Consider the following 23017-nt stretch of genomic DNA (forward strand, 5'->3'; position numbering starts at 1 on the left):
GGCCACAGAAGCCACTTGAGCTTTACATGGAATGTTGCAACCCGGAACGCATCCCCACTTTCTGCATAGAAGTCCCATGAAATGAATCTTAAGTTCAGCCATAAAATCCTGTTGGCCGCCTCCGGCGTCGTGGTGCTGGCTTTTGCGTTGTTCACTTTGTACAACGACTATCTGCAGCGAAATACCATTCGGCAAAACCTCGAATCCTCTGTTCAACAGGCCGGCGACCTGACCGCCAGCAGTGTGCAGAACTGGATGAGCGGCCGCGTACTGGTGCTGGAAAACCTCGCGCAGAACGTCGCTCATCAGGGCGCCAATGCCGATCTGCCGGGCTTGGTTGATCAGCCGGCCTTCACCTCGAACTTTCAGTTCACGTACGTCGGCCAGACCAATGGCGTGTTCACCCAGCGCCCCGACGCGAAGATGCCGGACGGCTACGATCCGCGTCAGCGTCCCTGGTACAAGCAAGCGGTTGCCGCTGACAAAACCATGCTGACCCCGCCTTACATGGCCGCCGTCGGCGGCTTGGTCGTAACCATCGCCCTACCGGTGAAAAAGAACGGCGAATTGCTCGGCGTGGTCGGCGGTGACCTGAGCCTGGAAACCCTGGTGAAGATCATCAACTCGGTGGATTTCGGCGGCATCGGCCATGCGTTTCTGGTCAGCGCCGACGGTCAGGTGATCGTCAGTCCGGACATAGACCAGGTCATGAAAAACCTGAAGGACATCTACCCTAACGCAGGCCTGCGCATCGAGAAGGGCAATCAGCAAGTCACCCTGAACAACCAGGAACGCATCCTCTCGTTCACCCCGGTCAACGGGTTGCCGAATGCGGCGTGGTACATAGGTCTGTCGATCGACAAGGACAAGGCCTACGCACCATTGAGCCAGTTCCGCACCTCGGCGTTGATCGCGATGTTCATCGCCGTGGCCGTGATTGCAGTGCTGTTGAGCCTGTTGATCAATGTGCTGATGCGACCGCTGACCACCATGGGTCGAGCGATGCAGGACATCGCCCAGGGCGAAGGCGACCTGACCCGTCGTCTGGCCGTTGAAAGCAAAGACGAATTCGGTGAACTGGGCGGTTCTTTCAACCAGTTCGTGGAGCGGATTCATGCGTCGATTTCAGAGGTGTCGTCGGCCACTCGCCAGGTTCATGACCTGTCGCAACGGGTGATGGCATCGTCCAACGCCTCGATCGTCGGCTCTGACGAGCAAAGTGCGCGCACCAACAGTGTGGCGGCGGCGATCAACCAATTGGGCGCCGCAACCCAGGAAATCGCTCGCAACGCCGCCGATGCCTCGCAGCACGCCAGCGGCGCGAGCGAGCAGGCGGATGACGGTCGTCAGGTGGTGGAAAAAACCATTCTGGCCATGACCGAGCTGTCGCAGAAAATCAGCCTGTCCTGCACGCAGATCGAAACCCTCAACGCCAGCACCGATAATATCGGGCACATTCTCGATGTGATCAAAGGCATCTCTCAGCAGACCAACTTGCTGGCGCTCAACGCGGCCATCGAAGCGGCCCGTGCCGGTGAAGCCGGGCGTGGTTTTGCCGTTGTGGCGGACGAGGTGCGCAACCTGGCCCATCGCACGCAGGAGTCGGCCGAGGAGATTCACAAGATGATCACTTCGCTGCAGATCGGCTCACGCGAAGCGGTGACCACCATGAACGCCAGTCAGGTCTCCAGCGAAGAGAGCGTCGAAGTGGCGAACCAGGCCGGTTTGCGTCTGGTCAGCGTGACCCGGCGTATAGGCGAAATTGACGGCATGAACCAGTCGGTGGCCGCTGCGACCGAGGAGCAGACCGCGGTAGTAGAGACCCTCAACGTTGACGTCAACCAGATCAACCTGCTGAACCAGCAGAGCGTGGCCAACCTCAATGAAACGTTGAAGGATTGCGATGCGTTGTCGTTGCAGGCGAACCGGTTGAAGCAGTTGGTTGATAGTTTCAAGATCTGATTCAGGTCAGATCTACCGCGTTATCGTTCAATCGCGAGCAAGCCCGCTCCCACATTCTGACCGGGTTCCTTCAGTAGGAATGCGATCGAATGTGGGAGCGGGCTTGCTCGCGATTGCGGTGCATCAGTCACCGCCAAACGACAGTCCTACACAAACAGCTTCAGCACATTATTCATCGCATCATCGGCAAACCCCTGCACAAAATCCTTGAACCCTGGCAGTGCCTCCGCGCCGCCCTGAGCCGGTTCAGCGATGATGGTCCACGTCGCTCGGGACTTGCCTTCACCCAGCGCTTCAACCCTCATCGCCGCCCACAAATTAGCCACGCCCAGCGTGTTGTAAATCGTGGTCCAGGTCATGCTCAATGCCTGGTCATCCCGCGAGTTGAGTTGCTCAACCACCAGGTTGCCATCCTTGAAGAATTTCTTGCGCAGGGACGACACGCCTTCGCCAGTCATCTCGATGTGCGACAGCGCCGGGATGAAGCGATCGAAGCCGGCAAAGTTGCCGACCACCGCCCAGACTTTCCTGGCCTCGGCCGGCACGTCCACCGACGACACGACATGGCAGCCTTGAGGGTTTTTGATCAGGGTATCGGGTTGCAGGGTTTCCATGGTTTTGCTCCGGTTGAGTGAATCAGATGAAGTTGATTTCTTTGAGGTAGTCGCAGCCGCGACGCAGCAGTGCCGGGGATTTTTCCGGGTAGTGCGCGCCCATCTGCCGCACGCCGGCCTGGGCGTTGTCGTGGCCGATCATCGAGATGTCGCCGATGTCTTCCTCGAAGCCGTTGAGGTAGAAACCGAGGACGCCGAACAGCGCGTTGTCGCTGTCGACCCGGCCCAGTTGCTGCTGCCAGTCGGCAACGCTGACCATGGAGAATTTGCGACCCGCTTCACGGAACGAGGCGACGTAATCGTCCCAACTCAAGGGTTCGGGGTTGTGCAGGTTGAACACCGCTTTTTCCGCTGAATAACGGCTGGCGTGGAACGCGATGAAACGGGCGAGAAAATCCACCGGCATCAGGTCGAAATTCAGGGCGAATTCCGGCACCTGACCGAGCTGGATCGAGCCCTTGAGCATCAGCATCAATCGATTTTTATGTGGCTGGCAGACACCCGTGAGGCTGTTGAAACTGATGTTGCCAGGGCGATACACATTGACCCGAACCCCACGCTCCCGCGCCCGCTCGAGGATGCGTTCACCGACCCACTTCGACAGGTTGTAGCCGTTCTTGATATAGATCGGCGGGGTCTGTGCGGCGGGCAATTCAAGCACCCGGCCGTCGTCGGAAATCGTGCTCGACGCGGACAATGTCGAAACGAAATTGAAGATCTTTTTACTGCGCCCTTCGCACAGGCGCAGGCACTCGAAAATCGGCTCGACGTTGTCCCGCGCCAGCGACTCGTAATCGAGCACGTGATTGACGTTGGCGGCGTTGTGCACGAGTGCGCCGAACTCGCGATCCAGGCGCTCGTAAACCTCCACTGCGAGCCCGAGTGAGGGCCGTGTGATGTTTGCCGCGTAAACCCGCACCCGGCTCAGATCCAGATGCTCCAGACGGTTCTCGCGCAGTGCATGAGCAAAGCGCTCGGCCGCCGATTGCCCGCCGCCATCGCGCACCAGGCAAGCCACTTCGCTGGCACCCCAGGCCAGCAACGCCTCGACGATGTGCACGCCGACAAAACTGTTGGCGCCGGTGACGATGACCTTGTGTACATCGCCCATGCGACTGACTGGCAACGGCTGCACATCCAACTCACGGAAGGCATCCGCCATGGCCTGCACACTCAGTACCTCTTCGGTGCCGGAGCCGCGCACCAGCGTCGCCAGTTTTGCGATGGTGGGCAGTTCGATGAAGCGGTTAATCGAGATGCTGCGCCCGAACTCTTCACGCAGACGCAGCAGCATGCGCGACAGCAGGATCGAGTGGCCGCCCAGATTGAAGAAGCTTTCGTCGGTGGAAATATCGCTGGCCGGCAGCTCCAGCAGTTCGGCCCAGATTTCCAGCAGCAGCGCTTCATCGGCGCTGGCGGGTAAACGCCGTGACGCGTTTTCGGCAATGCTGACCGGCAGCTCCAGCAGCGCTTTACGGTCAACCTTGCCATTGCTGGCGAACGGCATGCTCGCCAGTTCGGTCCAGGCGGTGGGCTGCATGTAGTTCGGCAGAAAGCGAGTGGCGTGCGCCCTCAGCGCTTCGCGTGCGGCGCCGGGTTGATCCTCCTGAGGCTGGGCGAGGAAGGCGAGAATCCGCCGTTGGCTGTCGATCACCACTGCGACCTGGCGGTACAGCTGACTGTCGCGCAGGCAGCGTTCGATCTCTTCCGGTTCGACGCGAAAGCCGCGAATCTTTACCTGATTGTCCCGACGTCCGCACAGCTCGATGCCTGCGCCGGTCCACTTCGCCATGTCGCCGGTGCGATAGGCGCGCAAGCTCTCACCGTTCGGCAGGCTCAGGTTCATATAACGTTCGGCGGTCTGTTGCGGGTCGTTCAGATATCCCAGGCAAACGCCCGGTCCGACGATGTACAACTCACCGACGGTCTGTTCGGCTACCGGTTGAAAATCTTCGTCGAGAATCAGTACCTGACTGTTGGCGATCGGCGCGCCGAGGGTGCGATTGCTGTCGCCGGCGCGCAGTGGCCGCGCGGTGATCAGCACCGTGGCTTCGGTCGGGCCATAGAGGTTGTAGAGATTGCTATGACGGATGAGTTGCTCGATGACGTAGGGTTCGCAGACATCGCCACCGGTCATCACGTGGTCCAGCACCTGCAACTGATCCAGCGGCAGAATGCTCAGCAAGGCCGGTGGCAAAAACGCATGGCTCAACTGTTGGTGCCGGATCAGTTCCACCAGTTGCAGCGGGTCACGGCGTTGATCGTCGCTGGGTACGATCAGCTCGGCGCCTTGTAACAGCGTCGGGAAGATGTCGATCAGAGAGGAGTCGAAGCTCAATGACGAAAACTGCAATACGCGGCTCTGTTCAGTCAGTTGCACATAGTCGGCGTACCACGCGGTGAAGTGCGCGAGGTTGGCCTGGCTGAGCAACACGCCTTTGGGATGACCGGTGGTGCCCGAGGTGTAGAGCGCCATGCACGGCGCATCGAGGTCCGGGCGCTGGCGCATCAACGCTTGATCGACATGCACGTGCTCGATGTCGATTGCGCTGATGTCCAGGCTGCGCATCTCGGACGCGAGCGGATGCTGTCCGTCGTGCAGCAACAACACGGCGCCGGCATTCGACAAAATGTATTGTTGGCGCTGCAACGGATGGCTCGGCTCAAGCGGCAGGTAAACTGCGCCGCTGCCAAGAATCGCCAGAATCCCCGCATACAACGCGCTGCATTTTGGCAGGCAGATGCCGACCACCAACGGCTTGTCGTGCTGTTCGAGCAACGGTTGCAGTCGCTGCGCAATGGCGCGGCTATGAGCATGCAGTTGGCGATAACTGAGGGAGGTGCCGGCAAGGTTCAACGCCGGTCTTTCGGCGGACTGAATGAAGCGCTGCTCAAGGCGCTCGATCATCGGCAACTGAGCGAGTTGCAGCACGCCGGGGTTAGCGGTTGCGTTGAGTCGGTGGACGAAGGCCAGGCTTTCTAAAAACAGCAGACTTTCCACCTGTTCGAAATCAACGGGAGTCACCGGTTCGACGAGCAGAAAATAGTCCGCATCCCGGGAGAAGCGACTGACCAGCAAGGCTGCATGATCCACCAGTTGCGCCACCGCTCGCAGACGCAACGCCTGGCCGTTACCCGAAGGTTCGTCGGCAATCGGCACGCGGGTGAGCAGCGTCGAACCGTACAGGCACAGCAGGTCCAGCGGCGGCAAACCTGAATCACCCCGGACTCCGACACCCAGGCTCAACGTCAGTCGCGGTACATCGCCCAACGGCTGGTACGACAGGCTGGCATCGTCGATCAGTAAGTCAGCATTGCCCGACGGTGGTTGGTCGAGGGCCGTCAGCCGCGTCAGTGAATGACCGTGTTGTTCAAGTTCCAGCGCCAGGTCGGTCAGGGCCTGGCTCTGCCCAATGAGCAGAATGTCGAGACGTCTCATGATGTGCTCCTCGTTAAACCAGGTAGTTGCTCAGGGCTTCTTGAACACACGGCGAATCGAGCAGCGAACTGCTGTGGAAAAACCGCACGATGTTGGCGACCAGCGGGTGATGGCGGTTGATCGGGAAGGCCAGCCCCGACACTTCGCTCTTGAGTGCGCGGCGCGCGGAATCGCTGATCTGCAAGGACTCGATCAAGCGGAAGTCGAAGGATTTCTGGATGTCGTTGGTCAGGTAATGGCCGATGAACACCGGCAGAATCTGCGCGATGCACTGACGGTCGTCTTCGCTTGCGGTGTGCCAGTAGATGCGCACCAACCGCGCCCAGAATCCGGAGTGACGACCCTCGTCGAGCAAATGATCAGCCATCAGACCCTTGATCGATTGCTTGACCGTGTCGTCCTTGGCGAATGCCGCCACGTCGCCGGTCACGGTGTTCTCAGCGATGGCTACGCAGATCAATTCCACGGCGCTGCGCAAATGCTCCGGTGCCAGCGCAACAGCCGCCGGAATCGACCGGCTCAGCTCGATTTCATCCGGCAGCTTGATCGGTGTGATGCCCGTCATGGCGATGGTTTGCTGCATGAAATCCATCGCCACCAGCGCGTGGTAATCCTCGTCCACCACGACGGTCATGGCGTCGTAACGGCAGGCGAACGGGAAGGCCACGGCGAAGCGATTCTTGGCGATGCTGCGCGCGGTTTTGTCGACGATCTCGGTTTCGAAAATCACCACGTCGTTGATGAATTTGTAGAGCGTCTGCACCAGGGCGAAATCCCGTTGCTCGGGGCATTCGCGCAGAAAGGTTTCGCTCAACACCAGCGGCTGACGACTGAGCGGATAGATCAGCTTTTCGTCGTTCTCCAACACGCGTCGCGGGCGGGTGCGAATGGTCGCGCGGCTTTCCCAGGCGTCGGCGAAGGATTGGTAGTCGGCGGCGTTCATGCGTTCACCTCCGCCACCGGTTCGCTCATGCTCAGGCGCAGGCCGTCCCACAGCGCGATGCGACTTTCCACGGCCGCCAGGGCGCTGGCGTAGACGTCTTCTTCCCGTTGCGGATCGCCATCGACCAGCCGCGCGAGGAGTTTTTCCGCTGCCGGACCGTGGTCTTCGGAATCGACTTCGATGTGCCGCTCCAGGTAGTAACGGAAGGTCGGCGCCTGTTCAAAACCGATGCCCCAATCGTCGAGAATGCGCTGGAACATCTGTGGAATAACGCTCTCGCGTCCGTGCAGAAACGCCGCCGCCACGCTGTGGCCGGGCGCATGCAGCGCGGTGTGCAAGGTGTGGCGCACGAATTGCGCAGCGGCCGGGTCGACGTCCACGCTTTGCAACGCCACGTCGTAACTCACGCCTTCTTGCTGCAGCGCCACGAAGCGCTCGATGGCGACGGTGCTGGCACCCACCTCGCGCATCGCATCCAGGTACAACTCGAAATGGCTGTAATGACCGTGGGCCGGACGATCATCGGACTCTTCACCCAGCACAATCTCGTTGATCAGTCGGGCAGCCTGCGGATCTCTTGGCGGCAGCCAGGGCAACTGGACGCAGGTCAGCTCCTGTTGCAGGCGCTTGGTCAGCGACATGAAATCCCACACCGCAAAAACATGGGATTCCATGAAGCGTTGGAGTACTGAAAGCGAATGTATTTCAGAAAAAATCGGGTGCGCACTAAGTTCTGCTTTCTTCTGATTAAGACGGTCTTTAGTCGATTTCATGGCGAGCCTATAAGTGATCCGGAATGAGGTGTAATCAGTAATTAATGGCGATTTAAATATTTTGATGGCGAGCAAGTACCTCAAATGAATTGATTGTTATTAGTTGCATATAAGTCGTGTGGTCGCGGCGTGCGGCCTCGCCCAGTAGTGGCGGAGAAAAACTAATACACGAATAAAGTTCCGGGCAAGTTATTTTTATACTATTTTCAAGTTCGGCTTTTCCGGGCGTGACAAGTTTCAATAAGACTTTTGATTAAAGTTTTATTTGGGCGTAGTTGCTCCTTCCGGCTTATATAAGTCGAAATTGAAGTAAAGAGTGAATGCCTCACTCGAAGCAACTTTCCAAGGGTGATCGTTAATGTGATTTGAGGGGTGGAAGTTGGCCGGGATGCCGATGCTTCCTTTCCCGTGGCAAGACTCCTTCCGTAGGTTCTTGATGCGGGGACTGCGCCGCTCATGCGGTACGTCACCCGTTTATTATTTGTTGGCAGGCCAAGAGTGAGCGTAAATCAAGGCAGCCGCTATCACCGACACGTCATACGGTCGATGCAATGGTCTGACTTGGGATAACAGAAACGCAGGCGCGGCAAGCGCAGGCGAGCAGGTTGATCTGCTCGCTCCGGTTGCCGATATGATTTATTTCGAGGTTTTTCTGCTTTGTGCTTCGGGGCTGTTGAGGTAGTTCGTGATGACCTCGACGCCCCGGTTGAGGTGATGTTCGAGCAGCTTCACCGCGTGCTCGATGTCGCGGTCTTCCACTGCGCGCAACAGCGCACGGTGATCTTCCTGGGACAGTTTGCCCAGGCCCATGGCTTCCAGATTGAAGCGCAGGAAGCGTTCCTCTTCGTTCAACCCGTCTTCGACCAGTTTCAAGAGCCGACGATTAGGTGCCTTGCAGTACATCGCCATGTGAAACAGGCGGTTGAGCCGGCCAATTTCGGTGTAGTCGTGTTCGGTTTCCAGTTCGTCGATGTAGCGGGCGGCCTGTTCAAAGTCCTCATTAGTAAGCAAAGGAATCGACAGGCGCAGGGCTTCGGACTCCAGCAGGATCCGCAGAGCGTAAGTTTCGACGGCGTCGCCCTGAACCAATGGCGCGACCACCGCACCTTTATGGGCGACCACATTAAGCAGCGCTTGCGCTTCGAGCTGACGCAAGGCTTCACGGACCGGCATGCGGCTGACCCCGAACAGGTCGGCCAGGTCTTGCTGACGAAGGGCTGTGCCGCAAGGAATACGGCCATCGAGAATGGCGGCACGCAGGGTTTCTTCGATGACCGAGCGTGCCACATGAGCGGGAATCGGACCGTTGACCTTGATGCTACTGAGAGGGCTGGGCTTCTGTGGCACTACTACTCACCCTGAATGACTGAAAGAATTTGGATCCAAGAGGACACTAGTGACTGCCCGGCAGGTTGTCAAACACGCAGGCTAAACAGCTCACACCCCCAAAGTTTAGCCCGCTCCGGTGATCTCACCGTGCCATTGTCTTTTAACCGGCTACCCTTCACCATCAATCGATTCCACCTGCCTACCTGGATGCCACGCATTGGCGGTACGTTTCGCGATCCCCTGGACGTTGCGCTGGCTGTGCTGCGTGTTGCTGCTGGCCGGCGTCATGCCGGGCAGTCTGCATGCCGACTGGGATTTTTCCCTGATCAGCCGCCGGGCGCAGGCATTGTACGGGCCATTGGGTGCAGGGCAGCAGCGCATTGATGCCTGGCAGCATTTGCTGGCCACGCAGAAGCAGATCAGCGAGCTGGAGCAGCTCAACGTGGTCAACCTGTTCTTCAATAGACAGATGCGCTACGAAGAGGACATCGACCTGTGGCACGAGGTCGACTATTGGGAAACCCCGATCGAAGCCTTGTGGAAGGGCGCCGGTGACTGTGAAGACTACGCCATCGCCAAGTATTTCAGCCTGCGCCACCTCGGCGTTTCCAGCGACAAGCTACGCATTACCTACGTCAAGGCCGTGAGCCTGAACCGCGCGCACATGGTGCTGACTTACTACGCCGGCCCCGACGCCATGCCGTTGGTGCTCGACAGCCTGGTCGATGCGATCAAACCCGCCAGCCAACGAACCGATCTGCTGCCGGTCTACGCTTTCAATGCCGAAGGGCTGTGGTTGCCCGGTGCCAAGGGCAATAAAAAAGTGGGGGACACCAAACGCTTGTCCCGTTGGCAGGATGTGTTGAAGAAAATGCAGGCGGAAGGTTTTCCGGTCGAGACGATTAACTAGGAGCACGCGCTCAGATGTCTTTGTTCAAACAGCTGTTGATCGCAATCTGTCTGTTCCTGGTGGTCGCCTTCACCGGCAGCTTCATGGTCAGCCTCGAAAGCTCGCGCGCCCAGTACGTCAACCAGTTGCGTTCCCACGCACAGGACGCCGCGACGGCGCTGGCGCTGTCGTTGACGCCGAACATCGACGACCCGGCGATGGTCGAGTTGCTGGTCAGCTCGATTTTCGACAGCGGTTATTACGCGAGTATCCGCGTCGTCGATCTGTCGAACGACAAGACGCTGGTGGAGCGCAGCGGCATTCCGGCGGTGACAAACGTGCCGGACTGGTTCGTTAAACTGATCGGTCTGGAGCCGGCGGGTGGCGATGCGATTGTCAGCCGTGGCTGGGAGCAGGCGGCCCGGGTCGAAGTGGTCAGCCACCCAATGTTCGCGCTGGCCAAACTTTGGCAGAGCGCCTTGGGCAGCCTCGGCTGGCTGCTGCTCTGCGGCGCGGTGAGTGCGGCACTGGGCGCGTTGCTGTTGCGCCGGCAATTGAAACCGCTGGAGTACATGGTCCAGCAATCCCACGCCATCGCCCGCCGGGAATTCCTCAGCCTGCCCGATCTGCCGCGCACACCTGAATTGCGCCGCGTGGTGCAGGCCATGAACCAGATGGTCGAGAAGCTCAAGGCGTTATTTCAGGAACAGGCCGAGCGCAGTGAAAAATTGCGCGACGAGTCCTATCGGGACACGTTGACCGGGTTGGCCAACCGGCGCTATTTCGAGATGCAATTAAATGCGCGGGTGAGCAATCCGGAAAAGGCGAGTTCAGGTTATTTGCTGTTGCTGCGGGTCAGGGACCTCGCTGGGTTGAATCAGCGTCTGGGCGGCCAACACACCGATGATTTACTGATCGCGGTCGGCGAGCAGCTGTCCCGTGAGTGCGCCAAATACCCCGAAACGCTGAACCTCGTCACGCGGATCCGCGGCGGCGAATTCGCCGTGCTGGCGCCGGGGCTGGTGCGCGCCGAAGCATTGCAACTGGCGCAAAGCCTCGACAGTGCCCTGGCGAGCCTGCATGCAACCGGCGCCACCGATGTGGCCGCCGTGGCGTACATCGGGCTGGCGCCGTTTATGTATGGCGACTTACCGCAAGCGGTGCTCGGGCTGGCGGATCAGGCGCTGGCGCAGGCCGAAGGCCAGGGCGATTCGAGGTGGGTCTGCCTGGATCACGCGGCGTCGGCGAACGTTGGCGACGATCATCATGCCTGGCACAGCTTGCTCGATGAGGCGCTGAATCAGCGCCGTTTCGAGCTGTATTTCCAGCCGGTGGTGGCGAGCCAGGACGCGACGCTGGTGCTGCATTACAAAGTACTTTCGCGCCTGATTGACGAGCAGGGCCAGGCGATTCCTGCCGGCCGGTTCCTGCCGTGGCTCGAGCGTTTCGGCTGGGCTGCGCGGCTGGATCGCCTGATGCTGGAGAAGGTGCTTGAGCAAATGGCCGACCATCAAGCGTCGCTGGCGCTGAACCTGTCATCGGCGACGCTGATCAATCCGCAGGCGCTGGGCAAAATCCTGGATATTTTGCGCGCGCATTCCAGCTTCGGCCCGCGGCTGATCCTGGAAATCGGCGAGGAGCAACTGCGGGAGCAAGCGAAGCTGGAAGACCTGACGCGACGCCTGCGAGAAATCGGCTTCTCGTTGAGTCTGCAACATTTTGGTGGACGCTTCAGCATGATCGGCAACCTGGCGCGGCTCGGGTTGGCGTATCTGAAGATCGACGGTGTTTACATCCGCGCGATTGATCAGGAGAGCGACAAGCGTTTGTTTATCGAGGCGATTCAGCGGGCGGCGCACAGCATTGATCTGCCGCTGATTGCCGAGCGGGTCGAGACCGAAGGGGAGTTGTCGGTGATTCGTGAGCTGGGGGTTTATGGCGTGCAGGGGCAGTTGTTTGGGGAGCCGAAGCCTTGGGAATAAGGCTCTGAAGTTGCTTTGTCTGTGAGGCCGCCATCGCGGGCAAGCCCGCTCCCACAAGGAACGGGGTAGATCACGCACTTGTGACCGACCACAAAACCTGTGGGAGCGGGCTTGCCCGCGATGGCGTCGGAACAGACGACAGAGAAATTGAGGGCTAGATCAACCCCGATTCATCCTCATCCACCAGATTACTCAACCCACCCAACTCCTCCCGGGCCTGGGACCGGCCCATGAGTTTGTCCTGTGCAGCGGCCGGCAGGTCGGTAATGCGCATCACGCCCTTATCCGTCAGCACCTGAATCAGGTCGTCCAGTACCCGGATCATGTCCAGGTCGCTCTGCTTCAACTGCTTGAGCTGATTGGTTTGTTGCAGTTGCTTGTGGTTGATGGCCATGACTTTGCTGGCGAACCAGGCCTGAAGGTCCGGGTGATCGGTGGGCAGGCTTTCGGTGGACTCGGCATAGGCCTCGGCTTCCACGCGCGTCAGTTGGCCTTCTGCATTGCGTTGCACGTAGAACATTGAGCGTCCCTCAAGCGTTGAGCAGCGTCATCCTGTCAGCAGCATAGGCGAAATAAGCCATATGGTTATTCGCTAACGGTATTTAAATTCACGTTCTTATATCTATAAAGTCAACCTCCTGCGTACCTGCCGACCAATCGGCGCGCCGCACGACACGAACCAACACGGGACCTCCGTGAGTTTCTGATCGACGCGCGCGCCCTTGAGCGTGCCGTGCGTGGGAGTGATTTATGTCTGTCGTCTCTGCAACTCAAAGCATCGCGCCGCAAATTTTCGAAATTCGCCCGTTCAGCGGCGCCGTCGGTGCCGAAGTCATCGGCCTCGACCTGTCTCGCCCGGTCAATGACCAGGACTTCGCCCGCATCCATCGCGCGCACCTTGATCACCATGTCGTGGTGTTCCGCGACCAGCGGATTACCCCCGAACAACAAATCGACTTCAGCCGTCGCTTCGGCGTGTTGCAGATCCATGTGCTCAAGCAGTTCCTGCTGACCGGGCACCCGGAAATCCTCATCGTTTCCAATATTATCGAAAACGGCCAATCCATCGGCCTCGGTGACGCCGGCAAGTTCTGGCACTCCGACCTGTCCTATAAAGAATTGCCAAGCCTGGGCTCGATGCTGCACGCCCAGGAATTGCCATCCGAAGGTGGCGACACCTTGTTCGCCGACATGCACAAAGCCTGGGAAAACCTGCCCGAAGCGTTGCGCAAAGCCGTCGATGGCCGCTTTGCCGCGCACTCCTACACCGCGCGCTACAGCGAGACCAAATTCGAAGGCAACTGGCGTCCGACGCTGACGCCGGAGCAACTGGCTCAGGTTGCCGAAGTCGTCCACCCGATCGTGCGCACGCATCCGGAAAACGGTCGCAAGGCGTTGTTCGTCAGCGAGGGTTTCACCACCCGCATCGTTGGTTTGCCAGACGATGAGAGCAAGCAACTGCTGGATGAGCTCTACGCCCACAGCGTGCTGCCGCACAACATCTACCGCCATCAATGGCAGCCCCACGACCTGGTGTTCTGGGACAACCGCTCGCTGATTCACCTCGCCGCCGGATGCCCCAGCCATCTGCGCCGCAAGTTGTATCGCACCACCATTCAGGGCGACGCGCCTTTCTGATTTGTCGGAGAATTTTCATGTCCAGACGTCTTCCATTTGCACCGTTGGCTGCGGCCATCGGCCTGGGTTTCAGCCTCATCGCCGGTAGCCTGGTGGCGCCGACCGTGGCCCACGCTGAAGGTGAAATCCGCATCGCCGAGCAGTTCGGCATCGTTTATCTGTTGCTCAACGTGGTGCGCGACCAGAACCTGATCGAAAAGTACGGCAAGCAGGAAGGCATCGACATCAAGGTCGACTGGACTCAGCTGTCCGGCGGCGCGGCGGTTAACGATGCGCTGCTCTCCGGTTCGATTGATATCGCCGGTGCGGGCGTCGGTCCGCTGCTGACCATCTGGGACCGCACCCACGGCAAGCAGAACGTCAAGGCCGTGGCGTCCCTCGGCAACTTTCCGTACTACCTGGTGAGCAACAATCCCAAGGTCAAAACCATCGCCGACTTCACCGAGCAGGACCGCATCGCGGTGCCGGCGGTGGGCGTGTCGGTACAGTCGCGCTTCCTGCAATACGCAGCCGCCAAGCAGTGGGGCGACAAGGAATTCAATCGCCTCGACAAGTACACCATCGCCGTTCCGCATCCCGACGCCACGGCGGCGTTGATTGCCGGCGGCACTGAGCTGACCGGGCACTTTTCCAACCCGCCGTTCCAGGATCAGGCGCTGGCCAACCCAAACGTGCATGTGGTGCTGAACACCTATGATCTGCTCGGCCCGAACTCGCCGACGGTGTTGTTCGCCACGGAGAAATTCCGTAACGAGAACCCGAAAACCTACAAGGCGTTCGTCGAGGCGCTGACCGAAGCGGCGCAATTTGCCCAGAACGATAAAGGCGCCGCCGCCGATACCTACATCCGCGTGACCAAGGCGAAAATCGATCGTGCTGCGCTGCTGAAAATCATCGACAACCCGCAGTTCGAATTCAGCGTCACGCCGAAAAATACCTACCCGCTCGCCGAATTCCTCTACCGCGTCGGCGCGATCAAAAACAAACCGGATTCGTGGAAGGATTACTTCTTCCAGGACGCCAAACCACTGCAAGGGAGCTGATCGACATGAACGCCCCTTTGCAAGGCCACACGGTCAGCAAACCGAACGCCACAGCCCAGGCGCTGCTGTCGGTCGATAATGTCAGCCTCGAATACCGCACGCCGCAACGTGTGGTTCGGGCGACCCACCAAGTCAGTTTTGAAATCGATCCGGCGGACCGCTTCGTGCTGCTCGGGCCGTCCGGTTGCGGCAAGTCCACCTTGCTCAAGGCGGTTGCCGGGTTCATTCAGCCCGTTGAAGGCGAGATTCGTCTGCAAGGGCAAACGGTCCACGCGCCAGGGCCGGACCGGATCGTGGTGTTTCAGGAATTCGATCAACTGCCGCCGTGGAAAACCGTCAAACAGAACGTGATGTTTCCACTGCTTGCATCGAAAACCCTCAAGCGCAAAGAGGCCGAAGAGCGGGCGCTGCACTATCTGGACAAGGTCGGTCTGGCAGCGTTTGCCGATGCGTATCCGCACACCTTGTCGGGCGGCATGAAGGCTCGCGTTGCCATCGCACGGGCATTGGCGATGCAGCCGAAAATCCTCCTGATGGACGAACCCTTCGCTGCCCTCGACGCCCTCACGCGCCGCAAGATGCAGGAAGAATTGCTGCTGCTCTGGGAGGAGGTGCGTTTCACGCTGCTGTTCGTCACGCACTCCATCGAAGAAGCGCTGGTGGTGGGCAATCGCATTCTGCTGCTGTCGCCGCATCCCGGCCGGGTACGGGCGGAAGTCCACAGCCATCAATACGATTTGCACAGCCTCGGCGGCGTGGCGTTTCAGGAGTCGGCGCGACGGATTCATCGGTTGTTGTTCGATGAAGGCCAGTCGCCGGAAATCGCGCGCGAGCTGGATTTTTCCGACATTCGCATCGCTTACTGAGCCATTGAGAGGAGTGCCCGATGAGCCAGTTATCATCTGCGCGTGAAGAATTTGAAACCGTTTTGCAGCCGCTGACCAGCGTACCGCTGGAGCGTGAGTTGCCCCTTGGTCAACGCCTGTGGCAACAGGGCTGGATTCGCAAAAGCCTGATCCTGATTTTGCTCGCGGTGCTGTGGGAAGTGGTTGCGCGCATTCAGAACAACGACTTGTTGCTGCCGAGTTTTTTGCAAACCGCCAGCGCGCTGTATGACGGCCTGCTCAGCGGCGAATTGCTGGGCAAAGTGTGGATTTCCCTGGTGGTGTTGCTCAAGGGTTACCTGATCGGCATCGTCCTGGCGTTTGCCCTGACCACGCTGGCGGTGTCGACGCAGTTCGGTCGCGATCTGCTGAGCACACTGACGTCGATGTTCAACCCGCTGCCGGCGATTGCGCTGTTGCCGCTGGCGCTGTTGTGGTTCGGGTTGGGGCAGAACAGCCTGATTTTCGTGCTGGTGCATTCGGTGCTTTGGGCGTTGGCCTTGAATACCTATGCGGGTTTTTTGGGCGTCTCGGAAACGTTGCGCATGGCCGGGCGCAATTACGGTTTGAAGGGCATGCGTTTCGTGTTGTTCATCCTGATCCCGGCAGCGCTGCCGTCGATTCTTGCCGGTCTGAAAATCGGCTGGGCCTTTGCCTGGCGCACGCTGATTGCCGCTGAGTTGGTGTTTGGCGCGACCAGTGGCAAGGGTGGTTTGGGTTGGTACATCTTTCAGAATCGTAATGAGCTGTACACCGACAAGGTGTTTGCCGGGTTGGCGGTGGTGATTTTGATTGGGTTGCTGGTGGAGAATCTGGTGTTTGATTCGCTGGAGCGGGTGACGGTGAAGCGGTGGGGGATGCAGCGGTAGACCTGTTTTGTCTGGTCTGGCCTCATCGCGGGCAAGCCCGCTCCCACAGGTTTTTTTGCCGTTTAGAAAATCTGCATCCACTGAAGATTCTTGTGGGAGCAACTGTCTTCACCCTGCCATTCGTCATCGCCATTCGGTGCCGTCTCTCAGCATGGCATTCAGTCTGATCAGTAATATTCGCATGCAGGCGATGAGCGCGACTTTCGCGCTCTTGCCTCGCGCCCGAAGAGCGTCATAGCGTGCTTTAAAGTCAGCTTGATAGCGGATCACCACCCAGCAGGACATGTAAAGCGCACGCCTCACACGGGCTCTTCCTCCATAGATTTGGCGTTTCCCGCTGTGATTGCCGCTGTCATCGTTGCAGGGTGCAATTCCTGCCAGTGCGGCGATCTCACGACGGTCAAGCTTGCCCAATTCGGGCAGGTAAACCAGCAAACTGGCAGTGGCGACCGTGCCGATACCTTTAACAGAGATGAGCCGCTCGGTTTTTTCTGCGTCCAGGTCGTGCATGCTCTGGTGGATGGTTTTATCGAGCTGCTTGATCTGAACTTGCAGATAATGAATATGGCCTTTGATTGCCGCCACAACAGCGGGTAGCTGAGCCTGCTGAAGCCGGCGCTTATTGTCGTCCCGTTGCTGTACGAAGTGCTCGCGTTGCTGAACCAGCTCGCGCAACGCTTCACGCTCAGGCGAAATGACCTTGTCGCCGTCCATCTTCAAGACCTCGGCGAAATCGGCCAACACAGCTGCATCGATCAGATCGGTCTTGGCATTTTTGCCCATCGCCACGGCGAAAGCCCTGGCCCGGCGAGGATTGATCCTGAGGACATTGAAGTTGGCACCTAGCAATGCGGCCATGACCTTGCGTTCGTAGCCTCCCGTGGCCTCCAGCAGAACTCGGCCAACCTCGTACTGGCTCAAGCGCTGAAGAAGCTCAACACAGCCTTCTGAGGTGTTTGAAAGCTCAAAACCTTCACCGTCTGGTTGAACCCAAACAACGAGGTTTGATTTGGAGATATCGATGCCGACCCAGGAAATCATGGCAAAACCCTCTTACACTCAGGAGTGAGAGTGCTCTGGCTTTGCCCACGCTTGTGATTTCGAGTGGCTGCTCGTCCAACTGTTCGGGCTTATGGGCCAGAGTGGAAAGGTGAATGGCAGCTTGGCTCCCACACGTGCTTTAAGCACCGCGGACTCACAGCTTGCCATTCACCCCTCTCACCCCAGAGCTTATTCCTAGATCTAGACACAAGCGGGCTTGCCCGCGATGGGGCCGGGACTACCAACACATCACTTGAGGGATGTTTGCTAGCATTGCGTCTGAATCAATCCAGATCAGCCACGAGTGCTCAGCATGCAACTCCCGGACATGAATCTTCTGGTCGCCCTCGACGCCTTGCTCGACGAAGGCAGCGTGGTGGGCGCCGCGCGACGAATGAACCTCAGCCCGGCGGCCATGAGCCGCACGCTCACACGAATCCGCGAGGCCATCGGCGATCCGATTCTGGTGCGCGCCGGCCGTGGCCTCGTGCCGACGCCCAAGGCGCTGGCGTTGCGTGAGCAGGTGCGGGATCTGGTTGAGCAGGCCGCGCTGCTGTTCCAATCTGCCGACGACGTGGAGCTGGGCAGTTTGCGTCGACGCTTCAGCATTCGCGCCAACGATTTCTTTGTCGGCGTCTACGGCGGCAAGCTCTTCGACACGATGGAGCGTCAGGCGCCGCACTGCGAACTGCGCTTTGTCCCGGAGGGCGATGGGGATGACGAAGCGTTGCGTGAAGGACGCATCGATTTGAGTGTCAGCAACAACCGGCCGCTGATGCCGGAAGTGAAGGTGCAGAACCTGTTCTCCACGCACTTTGTCGGCCTGGTGCGCGACGACCATCCGCTGTTCGACGAAGAGATCACGGCCGAGCGTTTCGCCGGGTTTTCTCATATCAGCATGTCCCGTCGCGGCATTGCTCGCGGCCCGATCGATACGGCGCTGAATGCCTTGGGGCTGGAACGGCGGGTCGCGGTGATCGCGCCGAGTTTCCATGCGGCGATGTTTGCGTTGCCGGATTCCGATCTGATTCTGCCGGTGCCCAAGGAAGCGCTGCTGAGCGTAAGGCGCCTGGGGTTGAAGCTGCGTTCATTCACACTGCCGATCCCGTTGCCGACCCTTATGCTGACCCAGGCCTGGCACCCGCGTTTCGACAAAGACCCGGCGCATCGCTGGATGCGTGAAACGCTCAAGGCGTGTTGCGACGAGACGTGGCTGGCTGCACAGCCCACTTGAAGCGAATAGCAAATCCCTGTGGGAGCGAGGCCGGCAAGCCGGTCTCGCTCCCACAGGGTTCTGTATTGCTGCATGGAACGCACTTATAACCTGCCAATAAGTTGATTTTCGTCACCTTCCACGCTTCTTAAAATGCTTCGGAATCCATTCCCGGAGCTTGCAGTCCATGACTTCCCTCACAGCCCCGGCACCTCTCGCCGCGGCCAGCCCTACCGCCGTGACACCACCGGTCTTCGGCCCGCGGATCATCATCGGTCTGGTGGGCGTGTTGCTGGCGGTGCTGGTATCGGGCCTCAACGAGATGGTGACCAAGGTCGCCCTAGCCGACATTCGCGGCGCATTGGCCATCGGCTATGACGAAGGCACCTGGCTGGTCGCCAGTTACACCGCGACCTCGGTGGCCGCGATGGCATTCGCGCCGTGGTGCTCGGTGACGTTCTCGTTGCGACGCTTCACGCTCTGTGCGATCAGCGTGTTTACCTTGTTGGGCGTTCTGTGCCCCTTCGCGCCGAACTACGAAAGCCTGCTGCTGATGCGTACCTTGCAAGGTCTGGCGGGCGGTGCGTTGCCGCCGATGCTGATGACCGTCGCCCTGCGCTTTTTGCCGGCCAACGTGAAGCTCTACGGCCTGGCCGGTTATGCCCTGACGGCGACGTTCGGCCCCGGGCTCGGCACGCCGCTGGCCGGGTTGTGGACCGAGCATGTCGGCTGGCAATGGACGTTCTGGCAAATCATCGCGCCGTGCCTGATCGCCATAGCGGCGGTGGCCTACGGCTTGCCCCAGGACCCACTGCGCCTGGAGCGTTTCAAGCAATTCAACTGGCGCGGGTTGTTATTGGGTTTTCCGGCGATTTGCATGCTGGTGATCGGCATCCTGCAGGGCAACCGGCTGGACTGGTTCGAGTCGAACCTGATCTGCGGCTTGCTCGGCGGTGGCGTGGTGTTGCTGGTGCTGTTCCTGATCAACGAATGGTTGCAACCGATCCCGTTTTTCAAGATGCAGATGCTCGGCATCCGCAACCTGTCGTTCGCCTTGCTGACCCTGGCCGGGGTGCTGGTGATCTTGCTGGCGGTGATCATCATTCCCTCCAGTTACCTGGCGCAGGTGCAGGGTTATCGCCCGGTGCAGACCGCCCCGATCATGCTGCTGGCAGCGCTGCCGCAGTTGATCGCGCTGCCGCTGGTAGCGGCGCTGTGCAACCTGCGCTGGATCGATTGCCGCTGGGTGCTGGGGATCGGCCTGAGCATGCTGGCGCTGTCGTGCATCGGCGGTTCGCAGCTGACCTCGGTGTGGATTCGCGACGATTTCTACGTGCTGCAACTGCTGCAAATCTTCGGGCAACCCATGGCGGTGTTGCCGCTGTTGATGCTCTCGACCGGCAGCATCAGCCCGATGGAAGGGCCGTTCGCTTCGGCCTGGTTCAACACCGTAAAAGGCCTGTCAGCGGTGATCGCCACCGGTGTGATCGACGCGCTGACCACGTCGCGGCTGCACTTTCATTCGACCATGTTGGTGGACCGCCTCGGCAACTCGCCGCTGGCCGACAGTGACAACGCGGGGCTTGCCCATCGGTTACATGAGCAGGCCGTGGTGCTGACGGCCTCGGATCTTTATCTGTGCATGAGCGGCGTCGCCCTGACGCTGATCCTGCTGATTTTCTGGCTGCCGACGCGGATCTTTCCGCCGCGTGCGCCGACCTGAATGCTCCACTGAAACAGAAGGGTTTTATGACGACTCAATCAACGAAAAAAGTGGCCGTGGGCGTCGTCGCCCTGGTGGCGGTCGGCGTGCTGGTTTATCTGATCGCGCCGGGGATGTTCGGCAAGCGCACGCAACAGAACACCAATGACGCCTTTGTCTCCGCGGACTTCACCCTGGTGGTGCCCCGCGTCGCCGGGTTCATCAAAGAAGTGCTGGTGGAAGACAACCAGCAGGTCAAGGCCGGGCAATTGCTGGCGCTGATCGATGACCGGGACCTGCGCGCCGCCGCTCAAGCCGCCGACGCCGAAACGCTGGTGGCGCGGGCGCAGCTGCAAAACGCTCGTGCAACCCTTGAGCGCCAGACGTCGGTGATTGCTCAGGCGCAAGCCACGGTCGTGTCGGCCAAGGCGGAGATGGCGTTCGCCGAACATGAATTGAACCGCTACAACCACCTCGCTGGTGTTGGCGCAGGTACGGTGCAGAACGCTCAGCAAGCCCGTACGCGTATCGATCAGGCCAGCGCCCGGTTGGCCAATGCGACAGCGGTGTTGGCGGCGGAACGCAAGCAGGTGGACATCCTCACCGCCCAGCGTGATGCGGCAGACGGTGGATTGAAGCGGGCGCAAGCGGCGCTGGAAATGGCCAGCTACGAGCTGTCCTATACGCGCATCGTCGCGCCGCAGGACGGTATGGTCGGTGAGCGCGCGGTGCGGGTTGGCGCGTATGTCACGCCGGGCAGCAAGTTGCTGGCGGTGGTGCCGCTGACGCAGGCGTATGTGGTCGCCAATTTTCAGGAGACCCAACTGACCGATGTGCAACCGGGCCAGAGTGTGCAGGTGCGCGTCGACAGTCTTGGCGGCGAAGCGTTGCGCGGTCGCGTGGAGAGTATTGCGCCTGCGACTGGCGTGACTTTCGCGTCGATCAAACCGGACAACGCGACCGGCAACTTCACCAAGGTTGTGCAGCGGATTCCGGTGAAAATCGTTCTGGATCCAGGGCAAGCGTTGGCTGAACGGCTTCGCGTGGGGATGTCGGTGGAGGCGAGTATTGATACGGCTGACACCGGTGAGCATGAGGTTGCGCAACGATGAACTTCGTTAATTACGCACCTGTGTGGCGAGGGAGCTTGCTCCCGCTGGGCCGCGAAGCGGACCCAAAATTTGCGAGTGCTGCGCACTCGAGCGGGAGCAAGCTCCCTCGCCACAAGGTCAGCGGTCATTCAGTGGCTTTGGTGCTGAGCCTCCTGACCCTGAGCGCCTGCACCGTCGGCCCGGACTTCCAGAAACCGCAGGCACCACAAATCAGCGAATGGTCAAAACCACAAAAAGCGGCCGCCAGCCAAGCCGTCGCCGAAACCATGGACGAACGCTGGTGGGACGTCTTCCACGACCCGAAACTCTCGGCCCTGACCCGGCGTGCCCTGACCGACAACCTCGACCTGAAACTCGCCAGCAGCCGCCTGCAGCAAAGTCGCGCCGCGCGCCAGGTGATCACCGCAGACCGCTACCCCAACACCGCCGCCACGGGCAGCTACGTGCGTAAACGCAACAGCGGCGAAGGTCTGAGCGATCCTTCGGGGCACAATGGTAACTCGGCGTTCAATTTGTGGGATGCCGGCTTCTCCGCCTCCTGGGAACTGGATTTCTGGGGTCGGGTGCGCCGCGAAACCGAAGCGGCGGATGCCACGCTGGAAGTCGCGGAAAACGACCAGCGCGGCGTGCTGTTGTCTGTCCTTGCCGAAACCGCTCAGGACTACATTCAGCTACGCGGCGTGCAAAGTACGCGTGCCGTCACGGAAGAGAACCTCGACGTCGCCCGCCATAGCCTGAAACTGTCGCAGCTGCGCCTGGCCGACGGTGTCGCCACCGACCTCGATGTCGCCGAAGCCGCCGCGCAAGTCGCCGCCATCGAATCGCGCCTGCCGGCGCTGGAGCAGCGTCAGTCGCAACTGATCAATGCGCTGAGCCTGTTGATGGGCGAACCGCCCCAGGCGCTGCATGCCGAGTTATCCACAGACGCGCCGGTGCCACAAACCCCGCGCCAGGTCGCCATTGGCCTGCCGTCGCAACTGGCCGAACGCCGCCCGGACATCCGTCAGGCCGAAGCTCGCCTGCATGCCGCCACGGCGAACATTGGTGTGGCCAAGGGTGATTTCTATCCGCGCATCACCCTGTCGGGCAACGTCGGCTCCCAAGCGATGCAATTGAGCGATCTCGGCTCATGGGGCTCACGTGCTTTCGGCATCGGCCCGCAATTCAGCCTGCCGCTGTTCGATGGCGGCCGCCTGCGCGGCGTGCTGAACTTGCGTGAAGCCCAGCAACAGGAAGCCGCCATCGCCTACCAGCAAACCGTGCTGCGGGCCTGGCATGAAATCGACGACCAACTGACCGCCTACAACGCCAGCCAACTGCGCCGCGACAGCCTCGCCGAAGCCGTACGCCAAAACCAGATCGCCCTGCGTACCGCGCAACAACAGTACGTGGAAGGGGTGGTGGACTTCGTCAACGTCCTCACTGTGCAAGGCGAGTTGCTGGCGACCCAGCAGCAATGGGTCGAGAGTTCGACCGGGGTGTCGCTGGCGATGGTCGGGTTGTACAAGGCGTTGGGTGGGGGATGGGAGTCGGTGTATCCGGTGGGGGAGATGGCGCAACTCAGGTAAAAAACTCCATCACCTT

Annotated in this window: 18 protein-coding genes; 11 read left to right on the forward strand and 7 right to left on the reverse strand. The window is 59.9% G+C overall.

The window, feature by feature from the left end:
• The first annotated feature begins 81 nt into the window (after positions 1–81).
• A complete protein-coding gene (locus KJF94_RS27175; protein WP_214380083.1) occupies positions 82–1962 on the forward strand; it encodes a methyl-accepting chemotaxis protein in 1881 nt (626 codons plus the stop codon).
• A 146-nt stretch (positions 1963–2108) separates the two neighbouring features.
• Here the strand turns inward: KJF94_RS27175 and KJF94_RS27180 are convergent, their stop codons facing one another.
• From KJF94_RS27180 to KJF94_RS27200, 5 genes are all read right to left on the reverse strand, one after another.
• Positions 2109–2576: an SRPBCC family protein gene (locus KJF94_RS27180; protein WP_214380084.1), complete on the reverse strand. Its 468-nt coding sequence runs from the start codon at positions 2574–2576 to the stop codon at positions 2109–2111.
• Positions 2577–2598: 22 nt separating this feature from the next.
• Positions 2599–6015 carry a non-ribosomal peptide synthetase gene (locus tag KJF94_RS27185; protein ID WP_214380085.1) on the reverse strand — a complete coding sequence of 1139 codons (3417 nt, stop codon included), beginning with the start codon at positions 6013–6015 and terminating at the stop codon, positions 2599–2601.
• A gap of 13 nt (positions 6016–6028) precedes the next feature.
• Entirely contained in the window at positions 6029–6958 is a 930-nt protein-coding gene (locus tag KJF94_RS27190; RefSeq protein ID WP_214380086.1) for a diiron oxygenase, read from the reverse strand.
• The gene (locus tag KJF94_RS27195) at positions 6955–7731 is read right to left on the reverse strand and encodes a DUF3050 domain-containing protein (RefSeq protein ID WP_214380087.1); all 777 of its coding nucleotides are present in this window, start codon (positions 7729–7731) and stop codon (positions 6955–6957) included. The genes KJF94_RS27190 and KJF94_RS27195 overlap by 4 nt, the downstream gene beginning before the upstream one ends.
• A 636-nt stretch (positions 7732–8367) precedes the next feature.
• A complete protein-coding gene (locus KJF94_RS27200; RefSeq protein ID WP_214380088.1) occupies positions 8368–9078 on the reverse strand; it encodes a GntR family transcriptional regulator in 711 nt (236 codons plus the stop codon).
• Between the two features lie 199 nt (positions 9079–9277).
• On the opposite strand from KJF94_RS27200, the gene lapG reads away from it, so the two are divergent.
• Positions 9278–9970, forward strand: a complete 693-nt coding sequence (gene lapG, locus KJF94_RS27205; RefSeq protein WP_214380089.1) for a cysteine protease LapG — start codon at positions 9278–9280, stop codon at positions 9968–9970.
• A gap of 14 nt (positions 9971–9984) precedes the next feature.
• Positions 9985–11931 carry a cyclic di-GMP receptor LapD gene (lapD, locus tag KJF94_RS27210; RefSeq protein ID WP_214380090.1) on the forward strand — a complete coding sequence of 649 codons (1947 nt, stop codon included), beginning with the start codon at positions 9985–9987 and terminating at the stop codon, positions 11929–11931.
• Positions 11932–12085: 154 nt separating this feature from the next.
• On the opposite strand, the gene KJF94_RS27215 is transcribed toward lapD, so the two are convergent.
• Complete coding sequence (locus KJF94_RS27215; protein WP_214380091.1) at positions 12086–12451, reverse strand: tryptophan synthase subunit beta; 366 nt, start codon at positions 12449–12451, stop codon at positions 12086–12088.
• Between the two features lie 230 nt (positions 12452–12681).
• Between KJF94_RS27215 and KJF94_RS27220 the strand changes: the two genes are divergently transcribed.
• Genes KJF94_RS27220 through KJF94_RS27235 form a run of 4 tightly spaced genes read left to right on the forward strand, consistent with a single transcriptional unit; the run spans position 12682 to position 16365 of the window.
• Complete coding sequence (locus KJF94_RS27220) at positions 12682–13569, forward strand: TauD/TfdA dioxygenase family protein (protein ID WP_214380092.1); 888 nt, start codon at positions 12682–12684, stop codon at positions 13567–13569.
• Between the two features lie 17 nt (positions 13570–13586).
• The gene (locus tag KJF94_RS27225) at positions 13587–14612 is read left to right on the forward strand and encodes an ABC transporter substrate-binding protein (protein ID WP_214380093.1); all 1026 of its coding nucleotides are present in this window, start codon (positions 13587–13589) and stop codon (positions 14610–14612) included.
• A 5-nt stretch (positions 14613–14617) separates the two neighbouring features.
• Positions 14618–15478 (forward strand): ABC transporter ATP-binding protein, encoded by an 861-nt coding sequence (locus tag KJF94_RS27230; RefSeq protein ID WP_214380094.1) that lies wholly within the window; start codon positions 14618–14620, stop codon positions 15476–15478.
• A gap of 20 nt (positions 15479–15498) precedes the next feature.
• Positions 15499–16365, forward strand: a complete 867-nt coding sequence (locus KJF94_RS27235) for an ABC transporter permease (RefSeq protein WP_008024502.1) — start codon at positions 15499–15501, stop codon at positions 16363–16365.
• Positions 16366–16488: 123 nt separating this feature from the next.
• Here KJF94_RS27235 and KJF94_RS27240 read toward each other — a convergent pair whose 3' ends face one another.
• Positions 16489–17406 carry an IS110 family transposase gene (locus KJF94_RS27240; RefSeq protein ID WP_214378008.1) on the reverse strand — a complete coding sequence of 306 codons (918 nt, stop codon included), beginning with the start codon at positions 17404–17406 and terminating at the stop codon, positions 16489–16491.
• A gap of 313 nt (positions 17407–17719) precedes the next feature.
• Here KJF94_RS27240 and KJF94_RS27245 point away from each other — a divergent pair, with 313 nt between their 5' ends.
• From KJF94_RS27245 to KJF94_RS27260, 4 genes are all read left to right on the forward strand, one after another.
• A complete protein-coding gene (locus tag KJF94_RS27245; protein WP_214380095.1) occupies positions 17720–18640 on the forward strand; it encodes a LysR family transcriptional regulator in 921 nt (306 codons plus the stop codon).
• 166 nt (positions 18641–18806) lie between these two features.
• Positions 18807–20342 carry an MFS transporter gene (locus KJF94_RS27250; RefSeq protein ID WP_214380096.1) on the forward strand — a complete coding sequence of 512 codons (1536 nt, stop codon included), beginning with the start codon at positions 18807–18809 and terminating at the stop codon, positions 20340–20342.
• Between the two features lie 26 nt (positions 20343–20368).
• Positions 20369–21433, forward strand: coding sequence for an HlyD family secretion protein (locus tag KJF94_RS27255; protein ID WP_214380097.1), 1065 nt, complete (start codon positions 20369–20371; stop codon positions 21431–21433).
• Positions 21430–23001, forward strand: a complete 1572-nt coding sequence (locus KJF94_RS27260) for an efflux transporter outer membrane subunit (protein ID WP_214380098.1) — start codon at positions 21430–21432, stop codon at positions 22999–23001. The genes KJF94_RS27255 and KJF94_RS27260 overlap by 4 nt, the downstream gene beginning before the upstream one ends.
• Positions 23002–23017 lie beyond the last annotated feature (16 nt).

Source organism: Pseudomonas hormoni (assembly GCF_018502625.1).
Classification (GTDB): domain Bacteria; phylum Pseudomonadota; class Gammaproteobacteria; order Pseudomonadales; family Pseudomonadaceae; genus Aquipseudomonas; species Aquipseudomonas hormoni.